The 19466-nt window shown below is 56.5% G+C and carries 15 protein-coding genes; 4 read left to right on the top strand and 11 right to left on the bottom strand.

Translation table 11 applies throughout. The annotated features are described in order from the left end of the window. Nucleotides 1–93 precede the first annotated feature (93 nt). The 4 genes from IJT02_07995 (at nt 94) to IJT02_07980 (ending at nt 8106) form a co-directional block, all read left to right on the top strand. On the top strand, nt 94–867 hold the full coding sequence (locus tag IJT02_07995; GenBank protein ID MBQ7544868.1) for an HAD family phosphatase: 774 nt from the start codon (nt 94–96) through the stop codon (nt 865–867). Between the two features lie 186 nt (nt 868–1053). Continuing rightward, complete coding sequence (locus IJT02_07990; protein MBQ7544867.1) at nt 1054–2496, top strand: phosphodiester glycosidase family protein; 1443 nt, start codon at nt 1054–1056, stop codon at nt 2494–2496. 59 nt (nt 2497–2555) lie between these two features. Further along, complete coding sequence (locus IJT02_07985; GenBank protein ID MBQ7544866.1) at nt 2556–3104, top strand: hypothetical protein; 549 nt, start codon at nt 2556–2558, stop codon at nt 3102–3104. Between the two features lie 106 nt (nt 3105–3210). Then, entirely contained in the window at nt 3211–8106 is a 4896-nt protein-coding gene (locus tag IJT02_07980; GenBank protein MBQ7544865.1) for a putative Ig domain-containing protein, read from the top strand. Nucleotides 8107–8168: 62 nt separating this feature from the next. Here IJT02_07980 and IJT02_07975 read toward each other — a convergent pair whose 3' ends face one another. From IJT02_07975 to IJT02_07925, 11 genes are all read right to left on the bottom strand, one after another. Further along, nucleotides 8169–9959 (bottom strand): SH3 domain-containing protein, encoded by a 1791-nt coding sequence (locus tag IJT02_07975; protein ID MBQ7544864.1) that lies wholly within the window; start codon nt 9957–9959, stop codon nt 8169–8171. 63 nt (nt 9960–10022) lie between these two features. Beyond that, entirely contained in the window at nt 10023–11000 is a 978-nt protein-coding gene (locus tag IJT02_07970; protein ID MBQ7544863.1) for a threonylcarbamoyl-AMP synthase, read from the bottom strand. Continuing rightward, complete coding sequence (gene tgt, locus IJT02_07965; protein ID MBQ7544862.1) at nt 10975–12111, bottom strand: tRNA guanosine(34) transglycosylase Tgt; 1137 nt, start codon at nt 12109–12111, stop codon at nt 10975–10977. Before tgt ends, IJT02_07970 begins: the two co-directional genes overlap by 26 nt. Continuing rightward, nucleotides 12104–12886, bottom strand: coding sequence for a TatD family hydrolase (locus IJT02_07960; protein ID MBQ7544861.1), 783 nt, complete (start codon nt 12884–12886; stop codon nt 12104–12106). Before IJT02_07960 ends, tgt begins: the two co-directional genes overlap by 8 nt. After that, nucleotides 12877–13824: a riboflavin biosynthesis protein RibF gene (locus tag IJT02_07955; protein MBQ7544860.1), complete on the bottom strand. Its 948-nt coding sequence runs from the start codon at nt 13822–13824 to the stop codon at nt 12877–12879. The genes IJT02_07960 and IJT02_07955 overlap by 10 nt, the downstream gene beginning before the upstream one ends. A 5-nt stretch (nt 13825–13829) precedes the next feature. Next, a complete protein-coding gene (gene truB / locus IJT02_07950) occupies nt 13830–14702 on the bottom strand; it encodes a tRNA pseudouridine(55) synthase TruB (protein ID MBQ7544859.1) in 873 nt (290 codons plus the stop codon). Further along, nucleotides 14680–15675: a bifunctional oligoribonuclease/PAP phosphatase NrnA gene (locus IJT02_07945; GenBank protein MBQ7544858.1), complete on the bottom strand. Its 996-nt coding sequence runs from the start codon at nt 15673–15675 to the stop codon at nt 14680–14682. Before IJT02_07945 ends, truB begins: the two co-directional genes overlap by 23 nt. Then, the gene (gene rbfA / locus IJT02_07940) at nt 15665–16054 is read right to left on the bottom strand and encodes a 30S ribosome-binding factor RbfA (GenBank protein ID MBQ7544857.1); all 390 of its coding nucleotides are present in this window, start codon (nt 16052–16054) and stop codon (nt 15665–15667) included. The genes IJT02_07945 and rbfA overlap by 11 nt, the downstream gene beginning before the upstream one ends. Next, entirely contained in the window at nt 16051–17826 is a 1776-nt protein-coding gene (gene infB, locus IJT02_07935; protein MBQ7544856.1) for a translation initiation factor IF-2, read from the bottom strand. The genes rbfA and infB overlap by 4 nt, the downstream gene beginning before the upstream one ends. An 18-nt stretch (nt 17827–17844) precedes the next feature. Beyond that, nucleotides 17845–18939: a transcription termination/antitermination protein NusA gene (gene nusA, locus IJT02_07930; GenBank protein MBQ7544855.1), complete on the bottom strand. Its 1095-nt coding sequence runs from the start codon at nt 18937–18939 to the stop codon at nt 17845–17847. Then, nucleotides 18940–19422 carry a ribosome maturation factor RimP gene (locus tag IJT02_07925; protein MBQ7544854.1) on the bottom strand — a complete coding sequence of 161 codons (483 nt, stop codon included), beginning with the start codon at nt 19420–19422 and terminating at the stop codon, nt 18940–18942. Nucleotides 19423–19466 lie beyond the last annotated feature (44 nt).

The raw sequence follows: 19466 nt of genomic DNA, 5'->3' as shown, positions 1-19466 counted from the left end.
AATGGGTTAAGCTAAAAATATCATTTGCGGGCTCAAGCGTCAAGAAAAAAGAAGTTCGTAGGATATACTACCTTCATTAATGGAGGATGATTCATGAAGTACATATTCTTTGACATCGACAATACGTTAGTCAGCCACAAGGGAACTCCCCACATTCCGCCGGAGACACGCGAGGCTGTGAGGCTTCTGCGCGAGGCCGGACACGTTCCCGCGATAGCCACAGGCAGGGGGGCATTTCTCGCACGACTGGCGGCTGAAGAGGTCGGGATTGATTACAAGGTGTGCTCGGGAGGTGCGCAGGTCTTCGTGAGGGGAAAGGAGATTCACCGCGCGATGTTCCCTGATGAACAGCTTGACGGTTTCCGCGAAGTTGCAGGGAGATTCCCGAGCCTGACAGCCGCGATTGATGAACGTTATCTGTACGCGACGGAAGCATTTTCCCCGTTCTTCAGCTACTTCAACGCTCAGGCAGGGTACAACTGCATACGTTCGCTCTCAGAGCTCGAGCACGCAATAATCTGCTACATCATGCTTCCGCCCGAAACACTTACCCCAGAGCACGGGCTGTTCTTCTCTCCGCCTGAGGGTGTAACCGTTGAGCTTATGCACGCATTCACGGAGGTGCGGTGCGGAGGTTCATCGAAGTGGAACGGCATCGAGAGAGTTATCATGCATGAAGGTGCGTCGCTTGATGATGTTGTTGTGTTCGGGGACGGCCCGAATGACGTAGAGATGATTGCGCGGGCGAAAATCGGTGTGGCTGTCGGGAGGGCAGACGAGAACGCGAAGAGTGCGGCGGATTACGTTTGCGGGGACATCGACGAGGGGGGAATACTTGAGGCTTGCAGGCACTTGGGGCTGATATAGACAAAACCTCCGCGCGTACCGTGTAACGAGTGTTCTGACCCGTCCCTGAAAAGACATGAAGTCTGCGGCCTTAGCCTTGAGTAAACGAGTGTTGGCTCAGAACTTCATCATTATCACGCATACCGCAGAGGCGATGTGGTAAATTATATCAGGTTTCACCAAAATTTTACGCGAGGTTGACAGATAATGAAGAAACTTAAGCATTTGTGCCTGATAGTGATTCTGTTCCTTACAGCATCGCAGGCAGAGGCCGTAACCAAGTATGCCTTCCTCTCCGGGCTTCTTGACGCGCGCGGAATAGACTGGAGCAGTTCGCCGGAAGCAGAGTTCGACGACCCGGGCGGCTTCATGCTGAGGACTGGCTACGTTACCGACGACGTGGACAAGCTCGACTCGCCCGTTACGCGCATTGAGGCTCTAAGGTGGTGCATCGAGAGTCTTGGCCTGGCCTTCGAGGCTGAGCTTCTCTCCGATTACCCTTCAGGCTTTCGGGACGCAGGGAAGCTCTCTGACTTCGAGCGCGGGTGTCTGGTCGTCGCAACGAACATGAACCCTCCGCTGTTCGCCAAAGCCGACACCTTCAACCCATCGAATGCACTCACCAACAAGGAATATGACGCAGTATTGTCGCGCGTGATCCAGGCAGGCAGAAGCCTCACCCTCAACATGATCCGCAACCCTCTCAACGGAATCAGGGTGTACATTCACCGCGAAGGAGTGCCGACGGGGATTCCGTCGTGGAGGGTCTACGCTTACGGGATGAACCGCGAGACCGCAAACAACGTCAAGAACCTCCTGAAGTCTCAGGGCATAGAGTCCGGCCTCACAGGTTCAGGCAATAATTCCGGCGTACGCACCGCAAAGCTGGAAGATTTCTCTGTGGCGAGAAGGTTTATCGCGTTCCTGAACTTCCGCAAGATAAAGTACAGGCTGATTCCGTCAATGACCAACCCCAAGACGCGAATAGTCCCGCGCTTCTGGGTCATGGTTACGGTTGACCCGTCTTACTGGAAGATTCTTCCCGTAGCTTCGAGGAACGGCCCGACCCAGCTTTCTCCGCTGTCGCAGATTGCCCGCCAGAACAACACAGGCGCGGTCATCAACGCCGGGTTCTTCGCCGCGCAGAAGGGCGGGAAAGGTTACCCGATAGGTGCGCTGAAGGTCGGGGGGCGTGATTTCGGCACTCTCTACGAGGGACGCGGGGGCTTGGGCTGGGACGACAACGACGAGGCAGTGTTCGGCATTCCGACGGAAGAAGATTATTCCGTGTACGAGATGAGCAACGTCATTCAGGCCGGGCCGATGCTCATCGACAACGGGATTCCCGCCCGCACGGAGGAGGACTTCACCAGCGCGTTCACCGCCGCGAGGCATCCGCGTTCGGCTGTAGGTGTCAACAGCGCAGGGCAGTGGGTGTTCATGATCGTGGACGGGCGCAACGGAATGCACTCGTCAGGAGCAACGATAAGCGAGCTCACGGAGATTCTGCGCGCGCAAAACGTAACTCACGCCCTGAACCTCGACGGAGGCGGCTCTACGGAGCTGATTGTTGACGGCAGGATCTACAACATGCCTTCGGACGGCTACGAACGAAGCATAAGTTATGGACTGGGAGCAATAGCCAGATAACGGATTTGTGATAGAATAGCACCTAAATTTTCAGCAGAGAAAGGCTGTGCGTTATAGTCATGAAGAAGTTAATAGTATGTGCGCTGTTAATCGCCGCTCTTGCATCCCCTGTATTTGCGTGGGATGCGGCCAAGCAGAAGAATCTGGGGCAGGATGCCAACAAAATGCAGTGGTACATCCTCGACTACGGCACGAATGAAGCAGGAGTACCCTTCGCAATCTCGAGGAAGTATTACACCAACGCCACAATCAAGAACGACACCATCGAGCTGCTCATGTCGAAGTTCGGGCTTTCCCCCGAAGTTGCCGGAAGCCTGTACTTCACGGAATACGGCTACGAATACACTCCCGACGGCAAGCAGTACGCGATGACCTATCTGCGTCATTACGACATGCTGGGCAACGAGCTTCACGGCACAGTATACGAGGGCGAGAACAAGACGTTCGCGTCAGTAGCGGCGGCAGGCTCAAAGCACGCAGTGTACAGGGGAGCAGTGCTCGCGACGGGCAAGACACCGTCATCCTCGACAGCAGCCAAAAGCACGTCGTCCACGTCGAAGAGCTCGACAGTTCCCGCGAAGAGAGTCGTACGCGCAAAGAAGAAGTAACCGCGCCAGAGAAAATCAGTACTCCTCCCACATGAACGGGGGGAGTTTTTTTGTGCCTTGTGCGATAATACAGCTATTCACATCTCATTATAGGAGGTTATGTTTTATGCGCAGCAAGTTTGCCGGCATTATGATTGTTGCCGGGATTTTGTGCGGACTGTGTGTTATGCCGTCATGGGCGGCAAACCCGGAGTATATGCACGGCGGAGCTATTCCAAGCCCGATAGACAGGTCGGACCTCTGGAAGAACCCTCCGCGTCCCGCCGCTGAAGGCAAGACCCCGAAAGGGATTGTGCCTCTGCCGGTGTCATATGACCTGAGGCAGTATGACCGTGTCGGAGGAATCAGGAGTCAGAGTCCATGGAACTCCTGCTGGTCATTCGCGGCAACTGCGGCGGCCGAGTCGAGCTGGATGACGCAGAACGCTGGGACTTCGGCGGACTTGGCCGAGTTTCACGTGGCTTATTTCGTGTACGGCGACCCGAGAACCGGGTATTCATTCTCCGAGCCCCACGCTGAAGATGACATTCTGGATCAGGGAGGCAACGCAGACCAAGCAATAGCACTCTTCAGCCGCATCGGCACTGTGAGCGAGTCAGTCCTGCCTTACCCAACAGACAAGAGCAAGAATTACACCGCTCCGTCTTTGTGGCCTGAGAGCTACGACCTGTCCGGGATATACCTCAAGGAAGCCTACACTCTCGGAGTCCTCAGCGGCGACGAAATGATGAACACCGTCAAGAACCTCATCGTCGAGAACGGCGCGGTCGACATAAGTTACTATGCTGGAGCGGATGCCTACGCGAGCTCAGTCGGCGGCGTGAAGGTTTCAGCGTACTTCGACAACACGCAGGACACGGCGACGAATCACAGCATCGTGCTGATAGGCTGGGACGATAATTTCGCCGTCGAGAATTTCTCCTCTGACATGCGGCCGTCAAAGCCGGGAGCTTGGCTCGCACGCAACTCGTGGGGCGACTGGTACGGAGAAGGCGGGTACTTCTGGATATCCTATGAGCAGTACATGGACGAAGTTACAGCCATAATCACCGAGTCGAGACAGGAGACGTTCAAGCTCTACGATTATTCTCCTCTGGGAAATTGCGGCAAGACCTCCTCCACATGGGCGGCAAATGTCTTCAAGACCGACGCAAAAGAGATTCTCAAGCAGGTCAGCCTCTACACCGTAGAGAACAACCAGAGCTATGAAATCTACGTGTACGATCTCGGAACAAGCGCGCCTTCTTCGCCGACAAGCGGGACATTGCTCGTGAGCGTTGATGTTACCAGCCCTTATGCCGGATACCACACGGTGAGTTTCGACAAGACGGTAACGCTCGAGGCCGGGCATTATTTCTCGGTGGTGATGAACGGAAAAGGCAGCTGGTCATCAATGGAGTGGCCTCTGAACTGGGGCAACGGGAGTCCCTATGCCGAGCCTGTAGTGAACGCCGGAGAGAGTTATTTTTCCAGCAGTGGCACTTCATGGAACGACGGAGCAGCATCCGCAACGCCCCGCAATGCGTGCCTCAAGGCCTTCACCGTCCCTGCAACCTCATCTGAGCCCAAAGGCATCAAGATTGACGCAGAGATATTCCCCGACGAAACCTTCAGGGCATACGTCGCGAGCGCAGATACCAGCTTTGACAAAGACCAGGACGGTTACTTGACTGACGCGGAGATTGCGGCCGCAACAAGCATCAATGTACGCCGCACGAACACAAGCACTCCAGAGATAGCTTCACTGAAGGGCATTGAGCTTTTCACCAGCCTCGAAAGTCTGGACTGCTACGGCAACTTAATGACATCAATTGATTTGAGCATAAACACTGCGCTGAAGTCTTTGGACTGCGCATTGAACAAATTTACCTCTCTTGATGTCAGCAAGAACACTGAGCTTGTGTACCTGAACTGTTCGCTGAACCACCTTACAGCTCTTGACTTCAGCTGGAACAAGAAACTAACGATGCTGGACTGTTCAAATAACGACCTTACAGCTCTCAACGTGAGCGGCAACGCTGACCTGAAATACTTGAGCTGCGGCAGTAACCAGCTTAAGGCTCTTGATGTGAGCGCAAACACCGCACTGACATACCTGGACTGCTCAAGCATCGGGCTGGTATCCCTCGACGTGAGCAATAACGTAGCTCTGACGTACCTAAACTGCTTCAACAACCAGCTGACGGCTCTTGACCTCGACAAGAACACACAGCTTGACGCGGCCAGCGCAGACCTCTCGACGCAGAACCACATAGGCATGACGCTTATTCACAGCACTGACAATTTCTATTACGTCAGCATTCCTGCAGCAAAGCTCGAGAATGTCAGCATGGACGGCTACGACAAGACGACAGGCCTAGCACAGCTGGCAGAACCGGGTGCTGTAACTTACTACTACGATACGAAGCTGCCCGCAGGCGAAAAGTTACTTCACGTAACGCTGCTGCCTTTTCAGCCCGAAGCCACGATAGTAACCGGCTATCTTCCCGACGCAGCGGAAGGCAAACCGTACACGTTCGCCCTTGAAGCTCTCGGCTATACTCCCATAACGTGGACCATGTCAGGCGCACCCGAAGGCCTCACCGTCTCCGGCGACGAAATCACCGGCACACCGACAGCGTCCGGGTCATTCGACGTAACCATAACCGCCAGCAACGACACGAGCACCGACAGCAGAACCCTAAAGCTCAGCGTGAATAAGAAGCCCGAAGAAGCAGTCTCGCCTGACATCATAACCTCAGCAGATCTTGGCCGCGTCCGTGTCGGAAGAGACCTCTCGATCACCCTCGAGGCGACGGGCACAGCTCCCATTACGTGGACAGCAGACAGCCTTCCCGGATGGCTCACGCTCTCAGGCAGCACTCTCAGCGGCAAACCGACAGCGGCAGGAACATTCACGTTCACGGTGAAAGCCTCCAACGAAGCCGGAGAGAGCTCAAAGCAGTTCACGATAGTTGCATTCACAGTGGGTGTAAAGATAGCTACCTTGCCATCAAGCATCCCTGAGGGCAAAGACGGCGAAAGATACTCGTTCACGTTTTCTGCGACATCGTCGGACGCAGAAGCAGGAGACAGCATCACGTGGACACTGAGCGGGAAGCTCCCTGCTGGTCTGGCGTTCGCGAACGGCAGCATAACCGGCACTCCCTCAGAGGCAGGCTCGTTTGACATCACAGTAACGGCGGCACTCGGCGGAGTTACAGCGTCAGAGAACTACACGCTCGTGATAAGACCTGCTGCTCCTGTGATCACGACCAACAGCCTTCCGTCAGGCAAGGTCGGCGAGAGCTATAATGCATCTCTGGCGGCAACTGGCACAAAGCCCGTAACATGGTCAGTCGAGGGACTGCCTGAAGGCCTCACCCTTGACGAAGCTGCCGGAACAATCAGCGGTGTACCTTCGGAGGTGTTCTCGGGTGATGTTACCGTCAGGGTGGAGAACAGCGTGGATGCTGCTTCTAAGACACTGCGGCTGGTTATAGTCAGTGATGATGAGCCGGAAGAATCCGACAGCAACATTCCTCTTGACCCGTCAGCCTACGATGAGACTGCGAAGGATACAGGGATTGCCGGGCTCTCAGTGAAGCCGAGATTTGCGATGCCGCGCGATGTTTCTGATGACGTGTACGGAGAAGTCAGCGTGTTCTTCAGCGGGCTCGGACTGAGCTACGACATACATTCTCTCGTCAGCTCTGACTTCTTGGCCTCACGCGATGCTGTCGCGGTCTTCAACGAACTCAAGGCCGCGTTAATCAGCGAGGACACTCCGCAGCTTGCGGCGGTGATTCTCCCGCGCTTCACGGTTCACGATGACGCGGTGTACGTGTTCCGCATTCCTGTGGACAACATCACGAGGAACGGTACGGCAATATTCTGGCACGCGTACAAGGAAGAGACGGCGGTCAATGTCTCTGCTGTGGCGACGGCAAGTTCTGACGCAAAAGCATCGTTCGAGAAGGACGGAGCAATCTTCATGGACGACTCCGTGAACTTCGCGAACGTTCTTTCTGGGGACGAGTTCATCAACGCGGCGGTGTACCTTAAGGCCGGAACGTACGCGCCTGTGATTGCGGCAGAAGCAACGTCTGAGGACGTGAGACTTATTAGCGGCACTCAGCCCAGTGATAAGCCTGATCCCAGCCCCGACAGCGGCGACGTTAGACCAGACAGCGGAGACGTGCGCCCCGACAGTGGCGATGTTAGACCCGACAGCGGGGACGTTAGACCAGACAGTGGCGATGTGAGACCTGACAGTGGCGATGTGCGCCCCGACAGCGGAGACGTTAGACCCGATAGCCGCGATGTGAGACCTGACAGTGGCGACGTGAACCCCGAAAGCCGCGACGTTAGACCTGAAAGCCGCGACGTGAGAACCGAAAGCGGAGACACTCCCGCACCGACAGTCGAGCCCAAGCCTGCGAGACCTTCTCGTCCGACCGCTAACCTGCAGAACCAAACGGTAACCGGAAGGATAGTCGACCTTCTTCAGGCCATAGTGGGAGTACTGAGCGGCGACACCGAAGTTGTCGAACTCCCGGATAGTGCGTCTGGAACTGAGAGAGAATCCCTCAGCCCGGAAGAAGAGGCGGCTATCCCTGAAGACGAGACACCAGCGATAATCTTCCCCGTAATGCAGGTAACCAAGTCTGCGGTGTACGTCTGGGCAGTTGACCTCTCGAACCTCAACGTAGGCGACATCATCATCCTGCACATGTTCCCGGAGAGCGATGCACGTAATGCTGAGTTCTCGGCGGCTGAAGCTGAGGAGGATGTGTGCGTGTTCGTCGACGACGACGGCAACGAAGTAACCAACGTCCCCGCCAGCAAGAGCGTCAACGCGGCGGCCTACATGGAAGCGGGCACTACTTACGCGCCTGTGGTAACGACGGCATCTGCGCCGGAAACATCAGATACATTAGGGAGCAACGGCGGCGGATGCAGCAGCGTCCCGTCCGCACTCGCACTCCTCGCGCTGCTCTTCCTCAGGAGAAAAGAGCGTTAATCCAGCGCAAAAAATTTACCCCCCAGCCTCACAAGCTAGGGGGTATTTGTTTGTCCTGCGCTTCACTGAACTTCATTCACAGTGATCGTGCTTATTGCGTTGTTGCGGTCAAGCTGTATGCTCAATCCCGTCTTGCCGTTCTCGTTGTAGTTCAGCGTCCTGTTGTTCACGCTCGAAGGATAACCCATGATGTCCCGCAGAGTGTCTTGGCTCGCTCCGGGCTTAAGTCCGTTCTGGAGCTCCCTGTCCTTGCCCGTAAGACGAAGCCTCGTGATGTCCTCGCCCTTCACCGTCGCAGTCAGCCCCTTCCATTCCACGCTGGAACTCGTGCTCCGCGTCGGCTGGCCAAGTGCCTCGATCATCTGCGTCCTCGTGCTGCCGAACGTCCTCAGCAGCCCGTTGCTGTACCCCGCCGGAATGCCTGAACCAAGCGGCTGAAGGTATCTGCCGTAAACCCAGCCTTCACGTCCGCCCGTCCTGATGTTGTACCACGTGCCGGAATACTGCCCAGAAGGCACGTTGAACATCCCTATCACTTCTACGCGAGTACCTACGCTCAGGCGCGTTACACGGGCGGAACTCGTCGTGTGGTCTGCGCGTACATTGACGTTGCTGCCGATTATAGCACCGTTGCGGGGCGTTTGCTCGGGCGTAAAGTTCGGGAGGCTGTTGTCCCCCACGCTGACTTCTCCGGGCTCGGCTATAGGCGTGTCGTTTGCTGGGGTCGACGGCGTTGACGGTGTCGGCTGTACACTCCTCGTGTCGGAGGCCGGTATAGGGTCAGGCCGGTTCATCGGCGGAAGGTCTCCGGGCGGAAGCTTCCTCAAGCCTAGAAGGAAATACAACGCTCCTCCTACCGCCCCTACGAGCAGAAGCATACTCAGCATCTTTCGGCCGAATGACTTCCTGCGCTTCTTGCCCTTGTTCGTGTAACGCGAAAACTCCGTGTAACTTGATGCCGCATCTTTCGCTCTCGTACTGCTACGCTGACGGGTCGATGCCATTGCCCTTTCTGCCTCCTGCCTCATTTGGTTTACTGCTACCCGGTAATTAGGGACTTCCGGGCTTCCTGCCGTGCCGCCTTCGTCGTATCCGGCTGTAGTCTCTCCGGGCGGATTATCTCCTTCTTCCGGCGTAAACAGCTGCTCGTTCACACTCTGCAGGTCCTCTTCCTGCTCGAGCGGTTCATGTGCCAGAACAGGCCCCGTCCCGGCAGCCGCTTCCGGGTCATCCGAGATGACGAATAACTTTGCCCCGCACGTCGGGCAGTAGAACGCATCACGCGAAACTATAGCTCCGCATTCAGGGCACGACTTCGAGATCCTGCTACGCCTCATTCTCGGGGGATCAGGGTTGACGACCGGCAGAACATCTCCTCCTTCCGGCTGTGCCGTAACATCAAGCGGAATGCTGGGAGATGGTTCTTCTTCCGGCTCGTAGTAGAAGTCCGCTCCGTCGGAATAGTAGGGGTACGGTGCTTCTTCGTCCTCTTGGCCATCGCCGTAATCATCGTAGACGTCCTGGTACTCGTCCGACTTCTTGCCGCTCAGGAAGAAGCAGAACAGTCCGGCGAAAAAGTACAGCCCTCCGTAGAGCCAGGTATCACGCGCAGGAATACACAGCCCCATCGCAATAAACAGGAACAGTGCCCCCCACTTGCTGCGGTTGAAGGCTATTATTCCTCCGATGAGTGCGAAGATAGCCGATATTATTGGCAGGATCGCCAGCATCGTTGAGGGAATGCCGGGAATTGCTGCCCCCGTTATGGAGAGTGAGCCGAACAGCATAAATACTCCGTGTATTATCGAGGTAATCGATGCTCCGAGCGTCAGGGCTAAAATTATCCAGATCATTTATACGCATTTCACTCCTTCTTGAGTTGTGTAGCCTTAATTATACATAACGGGCTTTGTCGGTTAATCCATAGCCGCGCGTATTATCCTGTCCCTAAGTCCCTCACAGATTCCAGAATCTTCATCGGGCCATTCCGCGATGATACAGCTGAAACCTTTAGCCTCAAACCGCCTGAACACTGCGAAAAGTTTGCGTGAGTACCCGGCAAAATCTTCGCAGAGAACAGCCTCTGCCGTCTTGTGCGCAGGTTCGTGAACTCCTATGTATCCCGCCGAAGAGTAATCGCATTCCGGGAAGTCCTCCGTTCGCCGCCAGACTTTCACCGGGATTGACGGTGCATAATGCCTGTACCGTGTGCCCGGAGACCTCTTCGCGCCCGTCTCGTCTGGAGCTGCGAGCCTCATCCCTAACGTTTCCTCGATGGCTTCGCGCCCCAAACCTCCCGGCCGGAGCAGCACTGCCCTGAGAGGATTCGTGAGGTCGATGACCGTGCTCTCTATCCCCACGCGCCCGCTACCTCCGTCAATCACCATGTCTATGCGCCCGTTCATGTCCGCCATAACGCTCTCTGCATCCGTAGGGCTTGGCCTGCCGCTGAGGTTCGCGCTCGGTGCGGCGATGGGAGTTCCGGCTTCGCGGATAAGCGCGAGGGCTATGACGTTGTCGGGCATCCGCACGGCGGCGGTGTCGAGGCCTCCGCGCGTAACTGACGGGACAACCGCAGTCTTGGCCGGAAGTACACAGGTCAAAGGTCCGGGCCAGAACTTCATCATGAGTTTTTCTGCGGCTGTGTTGGTGTGAACAACCCTCATTGCCTGCGCGATGCAATCAACGTGAAGGATAAGCGGGTTGTCTGACGGCCTGCCCTTCGCCTCGTAAATCTTCCCCACAGCTTCGGGGTTCAGCGCGTCAGCCCCGAGCCCGTAAACTGTCTCTGTCGGAAATGCTACAAGCCCGCCCTTCTTGATTATTCTTGCGGCACGGGCTATGACCATCAGATCAGGATGCCACCTGTCAACTGTTGCTCTCTGTGTCGTCATGGAATGTCTCTGTAAAGTGTTTAATGAACTCGGGAAATGTCCCGGCGATTATTGCTTCCCTTGCCTGCTCAGCGAGGCGTATCGTGAAGTGCAGGTTGTGCCACGTAAAGAGCCTCGAACCCAGAATCTCCCCGCACATCGCCAAGTGCCGCAGGTAGCTCCGCGTGAAGTTCGTGCACGTGTAGCAGTCGCAGTTCTCGTCGAGAGGCCGGAAGTCATGCGCGTATTTCGCTCCCCGCATGTTCAGCCGTCCCGTCGAGGTGAAGACCGTCGCGTTCCTGCCGTTGCGTGTCGGTAAAACGCAGTCGAACATGTCAACCCCGCGCGCAATGCCCTCGACGATGTTCGGCGGGTAACCGACTCCCATAAGGTAGCGGGGTTTGTGCTTGGGCATCACGTCATTGAGCACGTCGAGACTGTGATACATTGCCTCGTGGCTCTCGCCGACGCTCAGGCCTCCGATTGCGTAGCCGGGAAAATCCATCGTGCAGATCTCCTCCGCACTGCGTCTTCTCAGGTCGTCGTACACGCTGCCCTGAACTATCCCGAACAGTGCCTGACGTGAGGTGTCGTTGTGCGTCATGAAGTGTTCCCGCGAACGCTTTGCCCACAAGGTCGTGCGGTGCAGAGCCTCTTCTGCCTTGTCGTGAGAGGCGGGGTACTCGCAGCACTGGTCGAAGCACATCGCTATGTCGCTCCCTAACACTCCCTGCATTTTCATTGACCATTCGGGCGACATCTCCAGCAATGAGCCGTCAATGTGAGACCTGCATATCACCTTCTCGTCCGTTATCTTCTGCAGGCGTGCGAGCGAAAACACCTGAAACCCTCCGCTGTCGGTCAGTATGGGCTTGTCCCAGCTCATGAAAGCGTGAAGGCCTCCCGCCTCACCGATAATCTCCGGGCCCGGCCGAAGGTAGAGGTGATACGTGTTGCCGAGAATTATCTGCGAGCCTATCTCCTCAAGTTCGCGCGGGGACATCGCTTTGACCGTCGCAAGCGTTCCCACCGGCATGAAGACAGGTGTACGTATCACGCCGTGAGGTGTCGTGAGTTCTCCGGCACGCGCACCCGTATGCGGGCACTCCGCGATTATCCTGAACTCAAACATTAATCATGCTCCACTCAAAAAACCGTTCTGCGTTGCTGTCTATCTTGGCCTCGAGCTCAGCTAACGGAAGGCCGCGCTCTTCTGCTATCCGTGCGTAAACGTAGCGGACATTCGCGGGTTCGTTGAGCTTGCCCCTGAGCGGCGAGGGGGCCATGTAGGGACTGTCCGTCTCGGCAAGAATGTTGTCGATGGGGATGCGCCTCACCACTTCGCGGAGTTCGTCCGAAGCCTTGCCTGTCCACGTTACTGCCCCGCCGAATGAACACATGCCCTCCATCTCGATGACACGTTCAAGCCACTCCAGCCCGCCGCTGTAACAGTGGAACATCAGCTTCAAGTCCCTGTGATACTTCAGGATGTCCATCGCTTCCTTCATTGCGTCGCGGATGTGGAGGATTACCGGCATGTTGTGTTCATGCGCAAAGTCAAGCTGTGCCTCGAACATCCTCTGCTGGTCTGCCCTCGATGAATGGTCGTAGTGGTAGTCAAGCCCTATCTCGCCGACTGCTACTACCCTGTCGTTGTGGACAAGTTTAGCGAACTCAGGCGGTATTGCGCCGTAGCGTCCGGCCTCGTGTGGGTGAATGCCGATTGACGCGTACAGCCCGAACTGCGAGAAGTCCTCCGACATCGCGGCCGCCTCGCACGAATCCTCGAAGTCGCACCCGACTATCACCATCCGGCTGACCCCTGCGTCTCTGGCGCGCGCTATAACTCCCCGTGCGTCCAGCCTGAGCTCCTGTGAATTGATATGACAATGCGAATCTATATACATTTTTCCACCAGCCTTATAACCTCTGTGCTCAATTCCTGCCTGCTGTAAACTCGCTGCGCCTCGTCAAGAAACCTGCGCGTCTCCGCTGTCCCCGTCGCATCACGGTAAATCCTCCGGCATTCCGTTATGTCGTGCTCTATCTGTGCCGCAAGTTCTTCGGGGCAGGAAAACTTCTTCATGTCCCTCACCCGCCCCAGAAAGAACACTGGCAGTTCCGTGCCGTAAATGTCGCCGTCAAAGCCCTCTATGTGCACCTCGCATCGCGCCGAAGAAACGTCCCCGAACGTAGGATTTGTCCCGACAGAGACCGCCCCGCAGTGCCACTCGCCGTTCACCAGCACAGCAGAAGCGTACACTCCGAAAGCAGGAATTATCCTGTCCGTGATGTCGATGTTGGCGGTCGGGAAAGACATCGCGTGCCCGCGCCCCCGTCCGTGAAGCACACGGCTAATCATGAACGGAGGATAACCGAAGATTTCGGCGGCCTCCTCAACGTTGCCTGCGGCGAAACACTTTCGGGCGTTGGAGCTCGAGTACTCTGACTTGTCGAGGAGAGGAACTGTGATGACTTTCACGAGCTTCGAGAGGCTTTCTGCGCTGCCTTCACGGTCGCGTCCCAAACGGAAATCACTCCCCATCACTATGCCGTCAACACCGAACCTCTCGCGTATCATCTGAATGAACGTTCCGGGAGAAAGGTTGCGCAGTGCACTGCTGAACTCCAGAACGTACATCTTCGGGATGCCCAGAACACGGCGGATTAGTTCGCGCTCACGACTGGTGAACAAGGTGTGAGGGAGCTTCCTCATGAACTGCGCGGGATGCGGGCTGAACGTCATTACCCCCCAGTCCTTGCCGCCAGACTTTTCGCGGCAGAGCCTGAGCAGCTGCGCGTGGCCCTTGTGAAAGCCGTCAAATGCTCCGATAGTTATCAGCATGATTATTACTTGGGCACAATCACTGTCGGCCGGACGTAATCATAGCCAGCGTACTGCCCGAAGCCCACGAACCCCCTGCCTTCAACGCAAAGAGACCCGTTCATCAGCGCAATTCCGCGCACAATTCCTTCCGCGTGCCCGAGAAGTATGCTCATTCCGTTGGTGAAGCTCTTAGCGTCCTTTTCGCCGACGAGTATACGCGTGAAATTCTCCGCGAGGCGGCCAAGCGGCAGAAGCGCGAAGTCCTCCGGCGAACCTGCCTCATCAAGAGTGAATGTCCCTATCGCCGTGCGCGCCAGAGCCTTAACGTGAGCTCCGCACCCAAGCATACGCCCAAAGTCCCGCGCCAAACTCCTGATGTACGTTCCCTTCGAGCACGAGACTTCGAGGGTCATTGTGCCGTCGTCAGGGCTGAAGGGGGCGGTTACTGTTATACGGCGGAAGAACACAGGACGGTGCTTCATGACGGGTTCTTGGCCGCTCCGCGCGAGCTTGTACGCCGGAACACCGTCAATCTTCACCGCAGAAACTGGAGGAGGTGCCTGCATTCTCCACCCCGTGAACGTGTACAGCGCGTCATATGCTGCCTGCGGGTCAACGTCCTTCCAGCCGACAGAGCTCGTTACTTCACCCGAATAGTCCGCCGTGTCCGTCTCGCTCCCGAACTGTATCACTACCCTGTAAGTCTTGGGGAGGCTCATAACGTATTCGCTCAGGCGCGCCGCCTGCCCGGCCAGCACCACAAGCAACCCTGATGCCGTGCTGTCGAGCGTCCCGGCGTGCCCGGCCTTCTGGCCTCCGAGTGCCTTGCGGACTATCGCAACACACTGCGTGCTCCTGTACCCTTCCGGCTTGTTAATCAGGACTACGGCATTCATGGTACTTCCGCAACAACAGCTCCTCCATCATCCTCACGCCATCGTCGACACTGCCTTCAAACGATGCTCCCGCCGCACGTTCATGCCCTCCGCCGCCGAGAAGACGCGCTATCTCTCCTGCTCCGAAGGGACTGCCTTCACGGCTTCGGAAACTCACACGCTTTGAGCCGTTGGGGTATTCCGTCAAGGTTACGGCGAACAGAGTGCCGCGAATACTCATCAACGATGCGGGCAAGCCCTCAGTCTCTGCGGCAACTGCTCCTGTGTCCGCAAAGTCCGAAGCGTAGAGCTGCGTAACAGCAAAGATGTTCCCTTCACCGAACGTCCTCACACGCGACAGCGCAACTCCCCACAACGCCATTCCTGCAACAGTCTTGTTCTGCGTGATGAGGTCAGTCATGTGCCCGGGTTCAGCTCCGAGCGTGATTAGTTCGGCGGCCACGTTGTGAGTGAGCGGGGATGTGTTCGAGAACGTGAAGCTCCCCGTGTCCGTGAACAGCCCGGTGTAGAGGCACTCGGCGATTGTCCGTGTGATGTCCCAGCCTCCGGCCTTGAAGACGCGGAACAGCATCTCGCACGTTGATGATGCCTTGCCGTCAACGCAGTTCACCCGCGCGTAATGTGAGTTGTCCTCGTGGTGGTCAATGCTCAGCGAGTTCAGCCCGTCCCGGAAACCTCCGACGCTACGTGCCTCGTTCGAGCAGTCAAGGAACACGTAGAGTGTGTCAGGCTCGTCGAAGGCAAAGGTTTCGGCCGTGCTGTGCTCCTTGAAGTGCGGAAGGTAGCCGTAGCCGTCCGGCAGAACATCGTCAGGGCTCGACCACTTCACCGAGTGTCCGGCGTTCACCCCTGCCTCGAACAGCGCGTTAGCCGAACCGCACGCATCACCGTCGGCCTTCCTGTGCGTGAAGATGTGCCACGAGCGGTTTGCCTTGAGGGTCTTTGATGCCCGCATAAGGTCGTCATTCGTCATAGTCTTCCTCCTCGCTGTTGCCCTGACGGTAATTGCTGCTGAAGCCCAAGCCGTCAAGTATCGCGTCAATGTGCGCGCCGTAATCCTCGCTGGTGTCTATCACGAACTCCAGCTCTGGAACTCTCCTCAGCTTTATTGTCTGGCCGAGAAGACCGCGTACCACTCCCTTGACCTCGTTCAAGTCCTTGAGAATGCCGGGACGCTTCCGTGCCTCGAGGGCAGTGAAGTACACCCGCGCCTTCATGAGATCTTTCGTGCACTCAACGCCGGTGATGATTATGCTCTTGAGGCTGGCCTTCTTTATCTGTGTCTCGAAGATTAACGCAATCTCGCGCTGAAGCTGCTTGTTGATGCGCGACATCCGCAGGTTCGTGCTCACAGGCTTCTCTTCTCCTCTATCACATCGTAGACCTCGAGAACGTCTCCTTCCCCGAAGTCCTGATAACCTTCAAGCGAAATCCCGCAGTCCATACCTTCACGAAGCTCCCTGACCTCGTCCTTGAGGTGGCGGAGAGACGCTATCCTGCCGTCCCAGATCACTATTCCGTCGCGGATAACACGCACGCGCGCAGTACGCCTCACTACTCCCCTTGTTACGTGAGAGCCGGCAATCTTGCCGACCTTCGGGACGCGGAAAATCTGCCGTATCTCGACCTCGCCTAACGTGTCTTCGCGGAGAACGGGCTTTAGGAGGCCTGCCATTGCGTTCTTCACGTCGTCAATGATGTCGTAGATTACGTTGTAGATGCGTATCTCTACGCCGTTGAGGTCAGCGATGCGTTTTGCGTTGCCGTCGGGGCGGACGTTGAAGCCGATAATTACTGCGTTGGAGGTTGAGGCAAGCATCACGTCGCTTTCTGCTATCCTGCCAACTCCCTTATGAACGATGGACACTCCGACTTCGTTTGTCGCGAGTTTCTCGAGGACTGCGCAGAGTGCTTCAAGCGAGCCCTGAACGTCGCACTTCACCACAAGGTTGAGGTGAGGGAGTTCGCCTTCCTTGAGGCTGGAGTACAAGTCCTCGAAGGATGCACGCTTAGTCTCCGCAGTGCCTTCACGTTCGGCGGATTTCGCGGCGGTTATAGCATCCCGTGCCTCGCGTTCCGACTTCACGACCGTGAATTTTTCGCCAGGGTTGGGTACACCATCAAGCCCGAGTATCTCCACCGGTGTACTTGGCCCGGCCTTCTTGAGTGCCTTGCCCGCCCAGTCGAAGAGTGCCCGCGTCTTGCCCCACGTTGAACTGAACAGCACAGTGTCTCCGGCTTTCAGCGTGCCGTCCTTGACGATGACTGTCGCCACAGGTCCCTTGCCCTTGTCGAGACGTGCTTCTATGACTACGCCTTCAGGGGTAGCGTTGGGGTCTCCCTTAAGCTCCTGCATCTCGGCTTCAAGCAGTACGCGTTCAAGGAGGTCATCAACACCGATGCCCTGCTTTGCGCTTATTTCCACAGCTCCGACATCTCCGCCCCAGCCCTCAACGAATATGCCGAGCTCGGACAGCTGCTGGCGGACTCTGTCAGGCTTTGCGCCCTGCTTGTCGATTTTGTTGATGGCGACGACGAGCGGAACTCCGGCGGCCTTGATGTGGCTGATGGCTTCGCGTGTCTGCGGCATCACTCCGTCATCCGCGCCGATCACCAGAATCACTATGTCCGTAACGTCAGCTCCCCTCATGCGCATTGCGCTGAAGGCTTCGTGCCCGGGCGTGTCGAGGAAGACGATGGGCTTGCCGTCGTGCATGACGACATATGCTCCGATGTGCTGGGTTATTCCGCCTGCCTCGTGAGCTGCTACGCTGGCGTGGCGGATGTGGTCAAGAAGCGTTGTCTTTCCGTGATCCACGTGCCCCATCACAGTGATGATGGGCGGGCGTTCTGAGGTCTTTGCGGCGGGCTTGGGTTCAGGTGCGGCGGGTGTCTTAGGTGCGGGTTCTGGTGCGGGCTGAGGCTGAGGCTTGGGAGAGGCTTCTGGCTTGCTCTTGGGAGACTGTGCCTCGCTCAGCAGGTTTTCTACTGTCTGCGCTATGTCTGCGTCAATTGAGCTTGAGTGCGATTTCACCGTTACACCAAGCTCCTGCAGTACAGCTATCAATTCCTTGTTGCTCTTGTTTAACTTTTTGGCCAGTTCGTACACTCTTATCTTGTTCAAATGGCATTGCTCCTCTCTCTAGTTCTTCTCGTGGAATACATCGCTGAATATATCCTTCAAGGTCGGCATCCTCTCAGGCTCTACAGGCGTTATGTCTATCTTCCAGCCCGTCAGCTTGGCCGCCAGCCTCACGTTCTGCCCGCTCTTGCCGATAGCGAGCGACAGCTGGTCAGGGTAAACGTACACAGTTACTGCCCGTTCATTGTCGAGAACAGGCTCAATCTTCGCCGTCTGCGCTGGCGACAGGGCGTTCTTGATGTACGTCAGAGGATCTTGGCTGAAGACTATCACATCAATCTTCTCGCCCCTGAGCGCGGAACTTATCGCCTTTATGCGTGCTCCTCCGTTGCCGACACATGCACCTACAGGGTCAACGTTCGGGTCAAGGCTCACAAGAGAGACCTTCGCCCGTGTTCCGCCGTCCCTGACGATGTTGCGTATCTCGACTATGCCCTGCTGTATCTCGGGAACTTCCAGCTCCAGCAGCTTCTTCAGGAGGCCGGGATGCGTCCGCGAGAGCATTATTCTCGGGCCTCTGGCCTTGTCCTTGACCTCGAGAACGTAGAACTTCATCGTGTCCCCGTAGTTGTATTTCTCGCCGGGTATGCGCTCTCTCTTTGGGAGGACGGCTTCTGCTTTGTCGCTCAGCCTCACTATAACGTTGTCGCCCTCAGTCTTGTAGATCGTTCCGCTGACCATGTCGCCGACTTTGTCCGCAAAAGCACTCACCTCTGCCTTCATGGTCTCGTCCCTGAGACGCTGGGTGATGACCTGGCGTGCTGTCTGTGCGGCTATTCGCCCGAAGTCCTCAGGGTTGAGCTCTATCCGTATGATCCGGCCAAGTTCTGCGGAAGGGTCAAGGGCTTTCGCGTCGTTGAGGGTAATCTCCGTGCCTGCTTTGGCCGTGCCTTCTACGACGGTGCGGAGCTCGCTGACAGTCATTTCGCCGGTGTCGTGGTCTATGTGTATCTCTGTCTTCTGGTCGCCTGGATGGAACTTGCTGTACGCTGACAATAACGCCGCTTCCAGAGCTGAGATTATCACGGCGGTATCAAGCCCCCTCGTCTCAGAAAGTGTATCCAGTGCTGCAATAAAATCGCGCCCCAGTCGCATCTACTTCTTCCTCCTTCTTCTGGTGTGCTTGGTGTCATCTTCGAACCTGTACACAAGGTTTGCACTCCGTATAGCCTCGAACGGTATCAGTTTCTCTTCTCCGTCGCACGTGAGCTTCACTGTCCCTGCCTCTGCTCCGAGAATTATTCCCGTGAAGGTCTTGCGTCCGTCGAGGAGCTTAGAGAGCCTCACGCGGGCTTCGCGTCCCGAGAACCGCACGTAGTCTTCCAGCCTGTAGAGCGGACGTTCAACGCCGGGAGAGGAGACTTCGAGGTAGTAGCGTCCCTTGTCGAGCTCGGGCAGGTCAGGTGATTCGTCGAGGAACTTGTTGACGCGCTTTGAGACTGTCTCGCAGTCGTCGACGTTTATGCCTCCGAGAGTGTCAATTAGTATCTGAAGGCGGAGCTTCCCGAAGTCGCTCTTGACGCTGACGTTGACGCACTCAAAGCCTAATCCCGTAACAATCTGTTCAATGCTGTGCAAAAAATTTTCTTCCATGTGTAATCTCTCATACGTAGAAAAAAAGG

It is taken from the genome of Synergistaceae bacterium (assembly GCA_017450125.1).
Classification (GTDB): domain Bacteria; phylum Synergistota; class Synergistia; order Synergistales; family Aminobacteriaceae; genus JAFUXM01.
This window is presented reverse-complemented; position numbering and strand designations above follow the sequence as displayed.